Raw genomic sequence first — 14,166 nt, 5'->3', positions numbered from 1 at the left:
GCACTGAATACATGAAGAGGGGAAGTTTGAGATGAATCGATGGATCAAGTTTTTATGGATTGCTTTGATCGTGGTGCTCATTGGAGTTGGCGTGACAATCGGAGGCATCTCGGCACATGTCGGAGATCAGCTGACAACGCCTGAGCGTGAGACGTTGACGTATACACCGAAATCACTCGGCTTGAAATATGAGAATGTGACCATCCAGTCCGAGGAAGGGTATGACTTGTATGGATGGTGGATCCCGCACCCGACTCCGCGCGCGACAGTCGTTTTCGCTCACGGATATGGGAAAAACCGTGAACAAAATGACTTGCCGCTCAAAGAGTTGATCCCGGAGTTCCACGAACAAGGGTACAATTTTTTGACGTTTGATTTTCGCGCTTCTGGAATCTCGGAAGGGGAGCGGGTGACGGTCGGTGTCAAAGAACAGGAAGATTTGAAGGCGGCCATCGAATACGCGAAAGGCAGATCAGACGGGCCGATCGTTCTTTATGGAATCTCGATGGGGGCAGCGACTGCGTTGTCGACGGCGGATGATATCGAGGTCGCTGCCGTGATCGCGGATAGCCCGTTCAGTGATTTACGTGCCTACCTGGAGACTAACTTACCGGTATGGAGCGATTTACCGAACTTCCCGTTCACACCGGTCATCATGACAGTGACGCCTTGGTTCACGGGACTCGATGCGGACGTCGTCAAACCGATCGAGGACATTAAAAAAATCGATGCCCCGATCTTCCTGATTCATAGTAAGGATGACGATGCGATACCGGTCTCAGAAAGTGAACGGTTGGCGGAGGAAAAAGAAGGAATCGAGCTTTGGGTGACCGACAACGAAGGGCATATCGGTTCGTATCGTTCGTTCCAGGACGAGTATCGTCAACAGATTTTCGAATTTTTAGAGCAATCTTTATAAAAGGAGGGGCGAAATCATCGCCCCTTTTTGGTATGATTGCAGACGAAACGGAACGAAAGAAGGGCTGAATATGGATATTTTTCAAGTTTTACAATTTTTGATGCTCGGGACGCTCATCGGGATTTTGAGCGGGTTCTTCGGCATCGGTGGCGGAATTTTATTGACGCCACTCCTTCTCGTTTTCGGTTATGAGGCCAGCGCTGCCATTGCCTTAAGTTTGATGCTGACACTCGGCTCGACGACAGCCGGTACGATCTCGCACATCCGTTTACGCAACGTGAACGTGAAGCATGCCGCCTGGATCGGAGCGTTCGGGATCGCCGGGACATGGATTGCGACGCCGCTCGTCTTCTATTTAGAAGGGGTGGACGGGGCGACGCTCATCATTTCACTCGTCTACATCGCCTTGTTGACTTACTTCGCAGTGTCATTCTTCCGCTCGAAACAGCATGTTGAAGGGAGTGTAGGCACGGCAACGGTGCCACGACTCGGCTTGATCGGTTTATTCGCCGGGTTCATTTCTTCTTTGATGGGTGTCAGTGGTGGATTTGTCCTCACGCCGCTCCAAGTGAAGCTGTTGAACACGGAGATGAAGCGCGCAGTGGGCACAAGTATCTCGGCCGCCCTGCTCATCGTCATGTCGGGCGTGATCAGTTATGCGGTCGCAGGAGCGGAGACGAATTACTGGCATGGTGCCGCCTTGATCGCCGGCGCGATGATCGGCTCACCGTTCGGTGCGAAGCAGTTACATCGTTTCAGCTCACAACATGTGAAAAAGGCACTCGGCGGTTTTTATATGACCGTCGCGGTCAGTGTCGGCTTGAATCTGTTGGGATGGAACACGGTATCGCTTACGCTGCTGGTCGTCCTGGCACTCTTATTCATCGCCACATTGGTCATTCAACCGAAAAATAAGAAAAACCCGTCAAAATGAATTGACGGGTTTTTAGCGTCTCGAAATATGGTCAATGTTTTCCTGAATCTCTCCGACTTTACTTTTTGCTTCACGCAATCGGCGTTCAAATGCCTGCGTGTCGCGTTTTTCGTGCCGCGTTTCGTCTTTCCCGCGTTTTTGTCCTTCACTGGAGCGTGGGTGGATGTGGGTCGCTTTCATCAAGCGCTTTTTAAACGTTGAGTCGCTCATAAGGACACCCCCCTTCCATACTATATAAGTTCCACGGAAGGTGTTCGCTGAAACGTCACAAAATCAGGAAGCGAGTGTCCGGCGCATCTGTTGATTGGACGAGACCTTGACCACAATCACGGCTGCGAGCACGGCTTTTAAGAGATCTCCGATGATGAATGGAAGATTAATTTTTAGGGCGTCTAAAAACGTCATCCCGAGCATGAACTCGAGACCGAGACTCCCTAGCACATACACAAAGCCAAGTCCGAACAAAGCGTTATAACCGATCAATGCCATCACGGAGCGATGACGTTCGCTGAACCAACCGATCAAATAGGCGGCAATCGGGAAGGCGAGCAGATAACCGACCGTCGGACCGACGAACGGGGCCAATCCTCCTTGACCGCTCAAGACAGGAAGGCCGATCAATCCGAGCAGGAGGTAGACGACGACCGTCAAGAATCCTTTTCGCGCCCCGAGGATACCGGCAAGGGTCATGATGCCCAGTGTCTGCAATGTAATCGGAACGGGTCCAATCGGAATTTCAATAAAACTGATGCTCGCGAGTAAGGCTGCCCCGACCGCGATTTGTGTCATGTCTTGAATTTTCATATGTAAACCCCTTTTCAGTTAACGTTAACAATAATAAAGTTAACACAAAATACGGAAGGGGACAAGCAGGAATTAGGATCAGGTAACAAAAATGACGAACGCCAGAAGCATTCGTCATTTCGATTTTTATAGTCCGTTCTCTGTCAAGGCCGTTTGATACGCTTTCGTGTCTTGATAAATCTCGTCACGGAGCGGGTTCAATTGCCGCTTCCGGATTCGGATGAACTGATACACCACGAGGGCGACGTTTGAGAGTAAGGAAATCAGACTGACGACAAAGAAGGCACGTGGGTCATGGGTCGATGGGACCGGTGCGAGACGGTCCGCAAAAGCAGGAATGGTCATGACAAACATAATCCAGAGAGCGAGCGTATGGGCGCGATGCTGTAACCACGCACCTTTTTTAATAAAGAACGTCGGAATCGTACAAGAGAGCAATAAGATGAGACCGGCATAGAAAGAGTGGTCCGAGATACAGTTGTACACGTATGCGAAATTCCAAAGGTCATATGCGATGATCCACGGCCAGATCATATCGGGCCAAATCATATCTTTGGAGCGATCTTTTGAGACCGTAATGCCGACCCAGCCACAGATTGCAATGATGTTCAATAATCCGGCAATGCCGTTCATCAGGTTCCAGGGTCCCGACATGACCCATAGGTTGTCGATATAAGCACCGTCGGGCACGTTGTAAAAATAGACTTGGAAATCACGGATGCATGCTTCTAATATGTTTAAAGCGAGTATTCCCGGCGGAAAGAGGAGGACCCACTTTTTCTTAAGCAGGGACGGATAGTAGCGGATGGCCATGAATCCTAGACACCCGGCAAGTGCCGAGTACGTTTTCACCCAGTTGAACCAAGTTCCGGTCCCATACTCGTTACCGGGTGCCGCGGTCGTCGGCCAAACAAAGATCGTCAAGACGACCGGGACGATCAGGAAGAGGGTGATTCCACCCCATTTCGTCGTCCGGCTGAACTCATTGAACGCCATCAACGCGAACAAGACGAACAAGCCGATGCCCCAACCGGTCAGCCCGATCGGTTCATATAATATTCCCATGATGCTTCACTCCTTTTGACATGTGATTGTGTAATGTTGAGCAAGTTAGGGCAAGTGAACCCCATTTCTCAGGAATGTATTCATTGTGCTTTCAATCGTTTAAACGTGAACATGGCCTGATTGTTATGAAGTTGCCACATGTGCCAGAACACGTACGGCACGATGATCACGAAGTTGATCATGCCCCATGTCGCTAAGACGTCCGCGCTGAACCATGAACTTGAATTCATGATGTCCGGGAAGATATCATAGCAGGCACGGATGAGCAGGTGGGCGGCAAGGGTGTAAATCCGAGCGGTGATATAAAGTTCCGGACGCTTTTTGAGGAGCGGATAGAGTTCTGCAGCGAGCAAGATACAGACCGAACTCGCGAAATACACGGGTGATTCGGCGTAGACGAAACAAGCATTCCAGGATGTATAGATGAAGTTCCAGGAGCCAGTCGTATAGGCGAGGAGTTCGGCGTGCCCTTCCTTCGCAAATTTCCAAAACGTCGGCGCAAACGGGATAGTTACACATAATAAAAATCCGCAGGCGGCATTGAAGTAATTGCCGAGCGTGGCATCTTTCACCGTCGCTTCTGCGATGTTTAAGAATAGGATGGCGTAGAAGAACCACAGGAACTCTTCTTTTTTAAGGAAATTCCAAACGGGACCTTCCTTGTTCTCGTATACGGCGATTCGAGAGAAGCCGACAATGATCGTCGGAATGAGAACGCTTACAATTTTTGCCCAACGAAACCATCCTTCCACGTTTCCCATCATCCATAATGGAAACGTCAACAGTGATGCGAGCCATAAGTAGGCGGAGAGCTTGTAGTGTTTTCGAAAGAAGACGATGATTCCTAACAACAGTGCAATGTACATCGGCATCGTGATGACATGAGGCCAAACAGTCATTCTTCTCACCTTCTAATTGGGATTTAACAAACATAACGCTTGTTATGTTTTTAGTATAAACCCGTCTTTGGATGTCGTCAATGTGAATTTGTTCACATACGTTTTTATTCAGTTCTCTAATTATGCTATGCTGAATAGAGACCGAATGGAGGGAACGGGATGAAAGTGGACGGGAAAGCAAAAATCTTAGCGGCAGCGAGAGAAGTGATCGTCCGGAACGGGGCGAACGGGGCGACGGTTCGCGCGATTGCCGATGAAGCCGGCGTCACGACGGGGGCGATCTATCATCATTATAAAAATAAAGAGGATTTGTTATACGACTTGCTCGATGACAGTCTATCCGTCTCCACGCAGATTGTGCACAGTATGGCGTCAGAAGACATCCAGGCGGACAAAGTGAAAGCGGACATCGTCCGGGAAACCGCGACACGGTTTAAAAAGGATGCCGAGAACCGACTGCAGTACCATTTCGCACACGAAGTCCTGTTAGGCAACACCGAGGTTCAGGAAAAGCTGAAAGAAAAATACAGGGAGTGGACGAATCGGATTGAAGAGATTCTCGTCAACCTTTATGGGCTCGAGGAGACGCGATTGAACCATGCGGTCAGTGCCTGGTTGATCGGTGCCGTCGATGGAGTCGTGCTCCAATACTTATTGGACGTGAACGACTGTCCGGTAGACGAGATGATGGAAGTGTTCGAGTTACTGCTCGAGGAAGGACTGCCCGCTTTCATCCATCAATTGAATGAACGTTAAAGAACCCTCCTCGAACGATGTGTTCGAGGAGGGTTTGGTATAGTCATGACGTATAGGTGAGGCTCGCGGACGCTTCATCGAGTTGATGACGTACGGCATCGAATCCGGTGCCCCCGTAACTGTTCCGTCTTTTCACAGCCGTGACCGGCGCGAGGGCGATATACACATCTTCTTCGAACAGATCCGAGTACGATTGGAACGTCGCAAGCGGGAGCTCACGTAAATAGAGGCGTTCCTTCACACAATGGTTGACGAGCTTCCCCGTCACCTCATGCGCTTCACGGAACGGCATCCCTTTCGTCGTCAAATAGTCCGCCAGTTCGGTCGCGTTCGAGAAGTCTTGCTCCGTTGCCTGTTGCATCGCATCCGGATGGAACGTGAGCTCTTCGACCATCCCGGCCATGATGCTCAGACTCCCCTGGAGCGTCTTGACCGTGTCGAACATGCCTTCCTTATCTTCCTGAAGGTCTTTGTTGTAAGCGAGCGGCAAGCCTTTCATGAGCGTGAGCAGTCCCATCAGGTTACCGATGACACGACCTGATTTTCCACGGACGAGTTCGGCCATATCGGGATTCTTCTTTTGTGGCATCATGCTGGACCCGGTCGAGAACGTGTCCGAGACGGTGATGAAACGATATTCCTCGCTCGCCCAGAGGATCAATTCCTCACAGAAACGCGACAGATGCATCATGAGCATCGAGGCGTTCGATAAAAACTCCAGGATGAAGTCCCGGTCACTGACAGCATCGAGACTGTTCGGATAGGCTTTGGCGAATCCGAGGAGTTCCGCAGATCGCGCCCGATCGATCGGGAAGGTCGTCCCGGCGAGGGCTCCGGCTCCGAGTGGGGACCAGTCGATCCGTTTCAAGCTGTCCGTGAAGCGTTCCTTATCACGCTCGAGCATCCAAAAATAGGCGAGCAGGTGATGGGCGAGGGAAATCGGTTGGGCACGCTGCAAATGGGTATAGCCCGGCATGATTGTCTCGACGTGCTCAGTCGCATGTTGGTGCAGGGCGTGCTGGAGCGAGGTGATCCCGTCGATCACTTCTGTCACCCGTCGCTTCAGGTACAGGTGCATATCGGTCGCGACTTGATCGTTTCGGCTTCTTGCCGTGTGCATCTTCCCGGCGACGGGACCGATTTCCTCGTGCAGGAGTGCTTCCAAGTTCATATGGATATCCTCATGGAAAACGTTGAACGTCAATTGCCCCGAGGTCGCTTTTTCCTTCAAACTATTCAACCCGTCTGTCAGTTGCCCGACTTCTTCGGGTGACAGAATACCCTGCTCCCCAAGCATCGTCACGTGGGCGATACTCCCTTCCAAATCCTCTAGGACGAGCTGGGCGTCGAAACCGATGGAGGCACCGAACTCATCGACCCAGGCGCTTGCGGATTGTTCGAAGCGGCCACCCCATAATTTACTCATGAATCAGTGCCCCTTTCTCGGCCAATACTTCTGCCTGTACTTTTGTCGGCAAGCCCCACAGTTTGATGAACCCGACGGCAGCCTGTTGATCGAACGTATCCGCAGATGTGTATGTCGCAAGTTCCTCGTCATAAAGGGAAATCGGCGATTTACGTCCGTCGACGATGGCCTGTCCTTTAAACAGTTTCATGCGAACGGTTCCCGTCACGGTCTGTTGTGTCTCATCGATGAATGCGAGGAGCGCTTTTGTGAGCGGTGAGTACCAGAGCCCGTTATAGATCGTCTCCGTCAATTTTTGTTCGACGATCGGCTTGAAGTGTGCCACTTCACGGACGAGCGTGAGTGCTTCAAGTGCTTTATGTGCGGTGATCAATGTCATCGCACCCGGGGCCTCATACACTTCGCGTGACTTGATCCCGACGACACGGTTTTCGATATGATCGATTTTACCAATCCCGTGCGCACCGGCCACGATATTCAATTGTTCGAGGATCGTCGTGAACGATTCGCTCTTTCCGTCGATGGCGACCGGTATCCCTTCTTTAAACTCGATCTCGACGTAAGTCGGTTCATGAGGCGTATCCTCGATTGCAGCCGTCAACTCATAGGCGCTTGCCGGAGGCGCAGCCCATGGGTCTTCTAGAATCCCACATTCAATGGCGCGTCCCCAGATGTTCTGGTCGATCGAGAACGGTTCTTCCTGAACAATCGGAATCGGGATGTTATGTTTTGCCGCATATGCGATCTCTTCCTCACGTGACCATTTCCATTCGCGGACCGGTGCGAGGATCTCAAGAGTTGGATCGAGCGCATGGATCGACACTTCGAAACGGACCTGGTCATTCCCCTTTCCGGTACAGCCGTGGGCGACAGCGACGGCACCTTCCGCCTGTGCCACCTCGACCAGCTTTTTCGAGATGAGCGGGCGGGATAGGGCGGAGACGAGCGGATAGACCCCTTCGTATAATGTATGCGCCTGCATCGAGTAACGTGCGAAGTCCTGGACGAATTCATCGACCGCATCGATGACGACGGATTTGACTGCGCCGACTTTCAACGCTTTTTGTTGAATGCGATCCAGATCTTTTCCTTCTCCGACATTGAGACAGCAGGCGATGACATCATATCCTTGTTCATCCAACCATTTGATGGCGACCGATGTGTCGAGTCCGCCTGAATAGGCCAATACGAGTTTTTGTTTCAAATTTGTGCACCCCTTATACATAATTATTCATCTATTTTTATAAATATACGAGTAAGTGTAAGGGATGCGACCCGATTGTGCAACCTTTTTTCCAAAGAAAAAACCACGAAATGATTTCGTGGTCTGTCATTGCTGGACGGTGAGGTCTGGCATCCATTGTTGCATATGGTTTGTGACGGGCTCGACCAAGGAAGGTCTTCCTGTTTTGAGCGGGACGACTTCAAACGGTCCTTCAGCAGAACGGCGCGTGAAGGTCGGGTAGAACATCGGGTTTGTCAGCTCGAACGACGTCACGCCCTCATCGACCGTCTTCACGACGTCAATCCCGACGATTCCCCCGGTGTTTCGCTCATCTCCCTGCTGTCCGGATAGAAAGTTACCGAGTGAATAAATGACGAATGTTTTGTTCCCGTCCTCCCGTTCGACCCAGGCCGGTGGCTGAAGGACGTGGGGATGGTGTCCGATGATGAGATCGACCCCGAGGTCGGCGAGTTGCTGAACGAGCTCGGTTTGAGAATCGTTCGGAAGCGTTTGATACTCTTGACCGAAATGGAGCGAGACGACCGTCAAGTCAGCCAATTGCTCCGCTTCCTCGATTTCAGGACGCATCGCTTCGATATCGATATAGTTGACGTGGTAAGGCTGCTTTGGCGAAATGCCGTTCGTTCCGTATGTATAGGCGAGAAAGGCGAACGAGATATCGTTTGCCGTGAGTGTACGGATCGTCTCTTTATCTTCTTGTGAGATGAAGGAGCCGGTGTACGGCATCCCGATTTCATTCCAATGTGCGGTCGAGTTTTCAATGGCACGGACCCCGCGGTCAAGTGAATGATTATTCGCGGTCGTCACTAAATCGACCCCGGCACGCTGTAGCGCGTCCCCGACTTCATAAGGACTATTGAAGGCAGGGTAGCTGGAGAGACCGATCTCGCTTCCACCAATCATGCTCTCCTGGTTGGCGATGGTGATGTCTGCCTCCTCCAAGACCGACTTGATCGGCGCAAACGTCGAATCGAAATCAAATCCTGCCCCGACACGAGCCGCCTCGTACACCGAATCGTGGAGCAATACGTCCCCGATGGCGTAAAGTGAGGCAGTTGTCACCTCGGGCTCTGGTTCGACGACCGGTGGCTCTTCTTTTGGTGATTCGACAGACGGGTTTTCGGAGTCGACAGAAGAAGCGGGTTGCTCAATCGCTGCTGGATTACACCCGAACAAGAAAGCGAGCGTGGAGAGGGCGGCGAATCGTGAAATGGTTGAAGTACGTGTCAACATGTGAGTCATCCTTCCTGATAAAGTACTGGTGCGAAATGATATCGGAAAGCAAGAAGAGCGGGCTAAATTGAATTGTGGAATCGGTATGTAGGAGAACGGTTTCAAAATTGTGGTTCTTTTTCTTGGACTCAGCAGGAGCCTTTTGCGTAGTTATATCCCTCTTGCGTGACAAGACATTAAGTGATCATTGACGAGGCCGGTCGCCTGCAGGTGGGCATACACCGTCGTTGGACCTAAAAATTTGAACCCGCGCTTTTTTAAGTCCTTGCTGAGACGGGTGGACAGTTCCGTTGTGGCCGGTATTTCGTCAATCGTCTCCCACTGGTTGATGATGGGTTCCCCGTCAACGAATGACCAGATGTACGCATCGAACGACCCGAATTCTTTTTGAATGTCGAGAAAACGTTGGGCATTATTGATCGAGGCCTCGATTTTGCGGCGGTTGCGAACGATGCCACTGTTTTGCATCAAGCGTTCGATGTCGTCTTCCGTAAAACCGGCGACAGTATGGACATCGAAATCGGAGTACGCCGAGCGGTAATTCTCACGCTTTCTCAAGATGGTGATCCAACTCAATCCGGCCTGGGCACTCTCGAGGGTCAGACATTCAAAATGTTTCAGGTCATCATGGACGGGCTTTCCCCATTCCTCATCGTGATAGGCGACGTAAAGCGGATCGTCCCCGCACCACGGGCAGCGGTCTAATGTTGTCATACGAAAGTCTCTCCCCCAAATCGTTTCTTCTAGTGTAGCACGTTTTATTTTGGAAGAAACAGAAGGAAAAGGAAATAAAGAAAGGAGTTCTAGTCGTGAAAGGGGGACTTTGAAAAGATTTTGAGGCAACAAAAAAGATTGAACGGTCCGTCAAACATCCGTTCAATCTTTTTTCTTTTTATCCGGAAGTACACGCGTTATCGTTCGTTCCGTCTTTTTACCTAAAATTTCCGAGAACCGGAACAGGATGATTCCAATGATGGCGGAAACGAAGATATATAACCCGACGAACAAATTGATCGCCCCGTTCGAGAGAGCCGTGAACAGAATCGAGAATTCACCACGAGGGGAGAGCGAGAAGCCCGCCTCGTTCGCCTGGACACGGCTCAGTCCGTAAATTCTTCCACCGACCCGACCGACAATCCATTTCGACAGGACGCCCCAGACGATCAGCACGAAGAACAACGTGTTGACGATGACCCCTTTCTCGAGATTGATCGAGATCCCGAACGAGATGAAGAAAATCGGGAGGAACAAATCCCGAACCGGGACCGTCAACCGTTTCAGTGGACGGACGTCATGGATGTCTGCGAGCATGATTCCGGCGATGAACGCACCCAGGATTTCCGAGAGGCCGAACACCATCCCGATCCCGGCGAAAGAGAGAATCAATCCGATGAGTCCAATACTCGCGTCATCCTGAAGCAACAAGTGTTTTGAAAACTTTTGCTGCTTCGAGACGAAGTTCGACCCGATCAGGAGGAGTGCCGTGAAAATAAGAAAGCCGGCAAATACTTTCCCGATATCTGAAAAAGCAACCGGCTCTTCCTGGATGATGAAAGGGGCGATCGTCAACAGTAACGGGGCGAAGATATCCTCGAAGATGAGTAGGGCGAGCACGAATTCTTTTATATCCTCGTGTTTTTCGGAATGTCGCTCCAACAACTTTGCCGAGATCGAGGAGCTTGTCGCATACAGGACTGCCCCGATCAAAAACGCCCGTGAGAAATCCAGGCTGAACAGGAGCGCAATCCCGAACGAGACACCGAACGAGAGGATGACGTCGAGCACACCGGCTTTCCATACTTTACGCATCCGTTCCAAAAGCTCCCGGAGCGGGAATTTCAGTCCGAGCAGGAAAAACAACAGGATGATCCCGATTTCGCCTGCGACCTTGAACACCTCATTGCCGCTCCAAAAGAATCCAACACCAACACCGATGGCGATGAAGGCGAGGATACTAGGGAAATACAGACGTTCAATCATGAGACTGAACATCGAGATGAGTATGAGCGCCAACCCGAGCAACACGATGATATTAAGCTCCATAAGTCATCTCCCCGTGTGAGAACACGCGTTTATTAATCTTGTCGGTTCCACTGGTATTCCATTCCGACCGATTCCGGACGGGAATAATCAAATCCGAACTGGCGATACAATCCATCGGCCGGAATGTCGGCGATTAGACTGATGATGGCCGTCTCATCCGCTTCTTGTAAGATCCAGTCCATCAAATGTTCCATGATCAGTTTGCCGAGCCCGAGTCCCTGGCATTCGGGATCGACGACGATATCGACGAGATGGAACACCATCCCGCCGTCCCCGACCACGCGGCCCATCCCGACAATGTCATCCTCTAAGTACAAGCAGACACCAAACAATGTATGTTTTAAGCCTTTGATTGTGGCTTGATCGGAACGTTTCGGCATCCCCGCTTTCACACGAAGCATCTGATGCTGCTCCGGTGTCGGTGTTTCCACCTTGACAGTTACTTCATTCACCATACAAAAATCCCCCTCTACACAAGTTATAATCATTTTCCCGATATATTGAATGGTTAAACCTTGATTTTCAAAAAAACTACTCCACATAATGGAAAGAGACAAGTGGAAGGAGCATACAACATGATTTCTGGTCAAACGATCTTACCCGCCATCCGAGACATGCGGGACCTTGAAACGTTTCTAAAGAGTGATCTGCAGGTCGGGGTCCTTTTAGAAGTCCATCTCGGTCGTCTCCATGCAGTATTTAAATTATTAGCGGAACAAAATAAAAACATCTTCGTCCATATCGATTTGATCCAAGGGTTGAAGGCAGATGAGCATGCGACCGAATACGTCTGTCAAACGTTCAAGCCATACGGAATTATCTCGACGAAAACAGGTGTCATTCAAAAAGCAAAACAAAATGGGGTTCTGACCGTCCAGCGCCTGTTTTTAATCGATTCATCCTCTTTGGACAAAAGTTTGAGACATATTCAACGGGCGCAACCGGATTATATCGAAGTGCTACCCGGACTCGTCCCAAAATATATTACGCATATTCGACAAGAGACCGGAATCCCCGTGTTTGCCGGCGGCCTCATCTCATCAAAAGAGGAAGTCGAAGCCGCGATCGAAGCCGGCGCATCCGTCGTCACGACATCGAATCGGGCATTATGGAAGTCATAATGCCGAATAAAACGGGTATAAACACGTCTAGGAGGTGGATGACATGAAATCTGTCATGATCATTACAGGAGTCAGTCAAGGAATCGGGTATTCGCTCGCACGTCATTTTGCCGAGACGTATGAAGTGGTCGGACTGGATATTGGGGACGACCCGAATCTTGAAGGGGTGACGTTTTTTAAGATGGACCTCGAACAACCGGAAGAGGTCAAACAGACGTTTGAACGCATTCGCGACCAGTTCGGAAGCGCACATGTGCTCGTGAACAACGGGGGCATCGCCTCGCTCGTCCAACCGATTGATGAGATCGACGTCGAGACGTTTAAACGTGTGATCGATATCAACCTTGTCGGGACGTTTGTCTGTGCCAAGTATTTCCTGCAACTGAATGAAGGAGAGTCTTACGGGCGCATCGTCAATATTGCCTCGACCCGTGCGCTCCAGAACGAACCGGATTGGGATGCATATGGGGCCTCAAAAGGCGGAATCGTCGGTTTGACCCATTCCCTCGCCATCTCACTCGGGGGACGTCCTGTGACGGTGAACGCCATCAGCCCGGGCTGGATCCATACATCGGATGAGGAGCTTCGTCAGATCGATCACACGCAACATCCTTCAGGTCGCGTCGGTGAGCCGCTGGACATCGTTCGGGCGGTCCGATATTTGATCGATCCGGAAAATGACTTCGTGAACGGACATAACCTGGTCGTCGACGGGGGAATGACGAAAAAAATGATTTACGAATGAAGTATGAGACTTTACTCCTAAAAACGTCTCGATTTTAAGTTACTTTCGTCTGTGTGAAGGGTAACAGATAGATGGACATTCAATCGAGCGAAGGGAGGCGGGAATATGAATCCAATCGTCGAAGAGGCGATTCGTTTTGCATCACTCCGTCATCAAGGTCAAGTTCGGAAAGGGTCAAATATCCCTTATATCACACATCCATATGCGGTCGGCATGCTACTGGAGGCCGATCATCAACCGCCCGCGGTCGTTGCGGCAGGGCTACTCCATGACGTGGTCGAAGATACGGATACGACCCTCGAGGAGATTCGTCAGCGGTTTGGTCCCGATGTCACCCGTCTCGTCACCGCGGTCACGGAACCGGACAAAGGGGCATCCTGGGAATCAAGGAAACGGGCAACGATTGAACGGATTCAGTCACTTCAATATGATGAGGTCGCGCTTTTGGTGGCAGACAAGCTACATAACATCCGCTCCATCCAACATGACCTCATGACAGACGGACTGGCCGTTTGGGAGCGATTCAATCGACCGTTACGTGATCAGTCCTGGTATTACCATGAACTGTTGCGGGCGCTTCAACCATTCAAGGAGACGACGGATTTGATCGGTCTCTACGAGTCGGAGCTTGAGACGATGTTTTTCGGGGAAGTCGGCGCGAAAGAGCAGAAAATGACCAAATTGATCGAGTCCCTCTGGAACGGATTCATTGAGGAAGAATGGTTACAGGAAGTCGATTCGCTCTGTCAGACGGCGTTCGAGCTGCATCGGCTCGTCACCCGGGATCCAAGTGAGCAGAACGGTGCCCTCTATTCCCGTTCGTTTCTGATCGATACGAATTCCCTGCAAGAACTTCCCGTCTCATTATTGCAGGGATTGAAAGAATTGAGTTACCGCTTCTCGATCCGTCCGGAAGAGATGGCGGTGTATATGCGTAATTTCATTGTCAAGTGACCTTATTCATGTTATAGTCAA

16 protein-coding genes are annotated in these 14,166 nt (G+C 50.8%); 6 read left to right on the top strand and 10 right to left on the bottom strand.

Going from position 1 to position 14,166, the window contains the following annotated elements; all coding sequences use genetic code 11:
* The first annotated feature begins 31 nt into the window (after positions 1–31).
* Together KNP03_RS00845 and KNP03_RS00840 are read left to right on the top strand one after the other, a co-directional pair.
* Positions 32–919 (top strand): alpha/beta hydrolase, encoded by an 888-nt coding sequence (locus KNP03_RS00845; RefSeq protein ID WP_214823936.1) that lies wholly within the window; start codon positions 32–34, stop codon positions 917–919.
* A 70-nt stretch (positions 920–989) separates the two neighbouring features.
* The gene (locus KNP03_RS00840) at positions 990–1,853 is read left to right on the top strand and encodes a sulfite exporter TauE/SafE family protein (protein ID WP_214823934.1); all 864 of its coding nucleotides are present in this window, start codon (positions 990–992) and stop codon (positions 1,851–1,853) included.
* Between the two features lie 12 nt (positions 1,854–1,865).
* Here the strand turns inward: KNP03_RS00840 and KNP03_RS00835 are convergent, their stop codons facing one another.
* The 4 genes from KNP03_RS00835 to KNP03_RS00820 all read right to left on the bottom strand — a co-directional run bounded on the left by KNP03_RS00835 (position 1,866) and on the right by KNP03_RS00820 (position 4,621).
* Complete coding sequence (locus KNP03_RS00835) at positions 1,866–2,063, bottom strand: hypothetical protein (protein ID WP_214823932.1); 198 nt, start codon at positions 2,061–2,063, stop codon at positions 1,866–1,868.
* A gap of 63 nt (positions 2,064–2,126) precedes the next feature.
* Positions 2,127–2,657, bottom strand: coding sequence for a biotin transporter BioY (locus KNP03_RS00830; RefSeq protein ID WP_214823931.1), 531 nt, complete (start codon positions 2,655–2,657; stop codon positions 2,127–2,129).
* A gap of 126 nt (positions 2,658–2,783) precedes the next feature.
* Complete coding sequence (locus KNP03_RS00825; RefSeq protein WP_214823928.1) at positions 2,784–3,722, bottom strand: DUF5692 family protein; 939 nt, start codon at positions 3,720–3,722, stop codon at positions 2,784–2,786.
* 80 nt (positions 3,723–3,802) lie between these two features.
* Positions 3,803–4,621 carry a hypothetical protein gene (locus tag KNP03_RS00820; protein WP_214823926.1) on the bottom strand — a complete coding sequence of 273 codons (819 nt, stop codon included), beginning with the start codon at positions 4,619–4,621 and terminating at the stop codon, positions 3,803–3,805.
* Positions 4,622–4,780: 159 nt separating this feature from the next.
* Between KNP03_RS00820 and KNP03_RS00815 the strand changes: the two genes are divergently transcribed.
* On the top strand, positions 4,781–5,377 hold the full coding sequence (locus KNP03_RS00815; protein WP_240544398.1) for a TetR/AcrR family transcriptional regulator: 597 nt from the start codon (positions 4,781–4,783) through the stop codon (positions 5,375–5,377).
* Between the two features lie 43 nt (positions 5,378–5,420).
* On the opposite strand, the gene argH is transcribed toward KNP03_RS00815, so the two are convergent.
* The 6 genes from argH to KNP03_RS00785 all read right to left on the bottom strand — a co-directional run bounded on the left by argH (position 5,421) and on the right by KNP03_RS00785 (position 11,780).
* Complete coding sequence (gene argH / locus KNP03_RS00810) at positions 5,421–6,803, bottom strand: argininosuccinate lyase (protein WP_214823925.1); 1,383 nt, start codon at positions 6,801–6,803, stop codon at positions 5,421–5,423.
* The gene (locus tag KNP03_RS00805; protein ID WP_214823924.1) at positions 6,796–8,028 is read right to left on the bottom strand and encodes an argininosuccinate synthase; all 1,233 of its coding nucleotides are present in this window, start codon (positions 8,026–8,028) and stop codon (positions 6,796–6,798) included. Before KNP03_RS00805 ends, argH begins: the two co-directional genes overlap by 8 nt.
* Positions 8,029–8,133: 105 nt before the next feature.
* Entirely contained in the window at positions 8,134–9,282 is a 1,149-nt protein-coding gene (locus tag KNP03_RS00800) for a CapA family protein (protein WP_214823923.1), read from the bottom strand.
* Between the two features lie 150 nt (positions 9,283–9,432).
* The gene (locus tag KNP03_RS00795) at positions 9,433–9,996 is read right to left on the bottom strand and encodes a DNA-3-methyladenine glycosylase I (RefSeq protein WP_214823922.1); all 564 of its coding nucleotides are present in this window, start codon (positions 9,994–9,996) and stop codon (positions 9,433–9,435) included.
* Between the two features lie 162 nt (positions 9,997–10,158).
* Positions 10,159–11,325 carry a cation:proton antiporter gene (locus KNP03_RS00790; RefSeq protein WP_214823921.1) on the bottom strand — a complete coding sequence of 389 codons (1,167 nt, stop codon included), beginning with the start codon at positions 11,323–11,325 and terminating at the stop codon, positions 10,159–10,161.
* A 32-nt stretch (positions 11,326–11,357) separates the two neighbouring features.
* Positions 11,358–11,780 (bottom strand): GNAT family N-acetyltransferase, encoded by a 423-nt coding sequence (locus tag KNP03_RS00785; protein WP_214823920.1) that lies wholly within the window; start codon positions 11,778–11,780, stop codon positions 11,358–11,360.
* A gap of 120 nt (positions 11,781–11,900) precedes the next feature.
* Between KNP03_RS00785 and KNP03_RS00780 the strand changes: the two genes are divergently transcribed.
* The 3 genes from KNP03_RS00780 to KNP03_RS00770 all read left to right on the top strand — a co-directional run bounded on the left by KNP03_RS00780 (position 11,901) and on the right by KNP03_RS00770 (position 14,145).
* Entirely contained in the window at positions 11,901–12,446 is a 546-nt protein-coding gene (locus tag KNP03_RS00780) for a glycerol-3-phosphate responsive antiterminator (RefSeq protein WP_214823918.1), read from the top strand.
* Positions 12,447–12,489: 43 nt separating this feature from the next.
* Positions 12,490–13,191, top strand: coding sequence for an SDR family NAD(P)-dependent oxidoreductase (locus tag KNP03_RS00775; protein WP_214823916.1), 702 nt, complete (start codon positions 12,490–12,492; stop codon positions 13,189–13,191).
* Positions 13,192–13,296: 105 nt separating this feature from the next.
* Positions 13,297–14,145 (top strand): HD domain-containing protein, encoded by an 849-nt coding sequence (locus KNP03_RS00770; RefSeq protein WP_214823915.1) that lies wholly within the window; start codon positions 13,297–13,299, stop codon positions 14,143–14,145.
* The last annotated feature ends 21 nt before the right edge of the window (positions 14,146–14,166 follow it).

The organism is Exiguobacterium algae (assembly GCF_018617875.1).
Classification (GTDB): domain Bacteria; phylum Bacillota; class Bacilli; order Exiguobacteriales; family Exiguobacteriaceae; genus Exiguobacterium; species Exiguobacterium algae.
The sequence above is the reverse complement of the archived record's forward strand: the minus strand, read 5'-3'. Positions and strand labels throughout refer to the sequence as shown.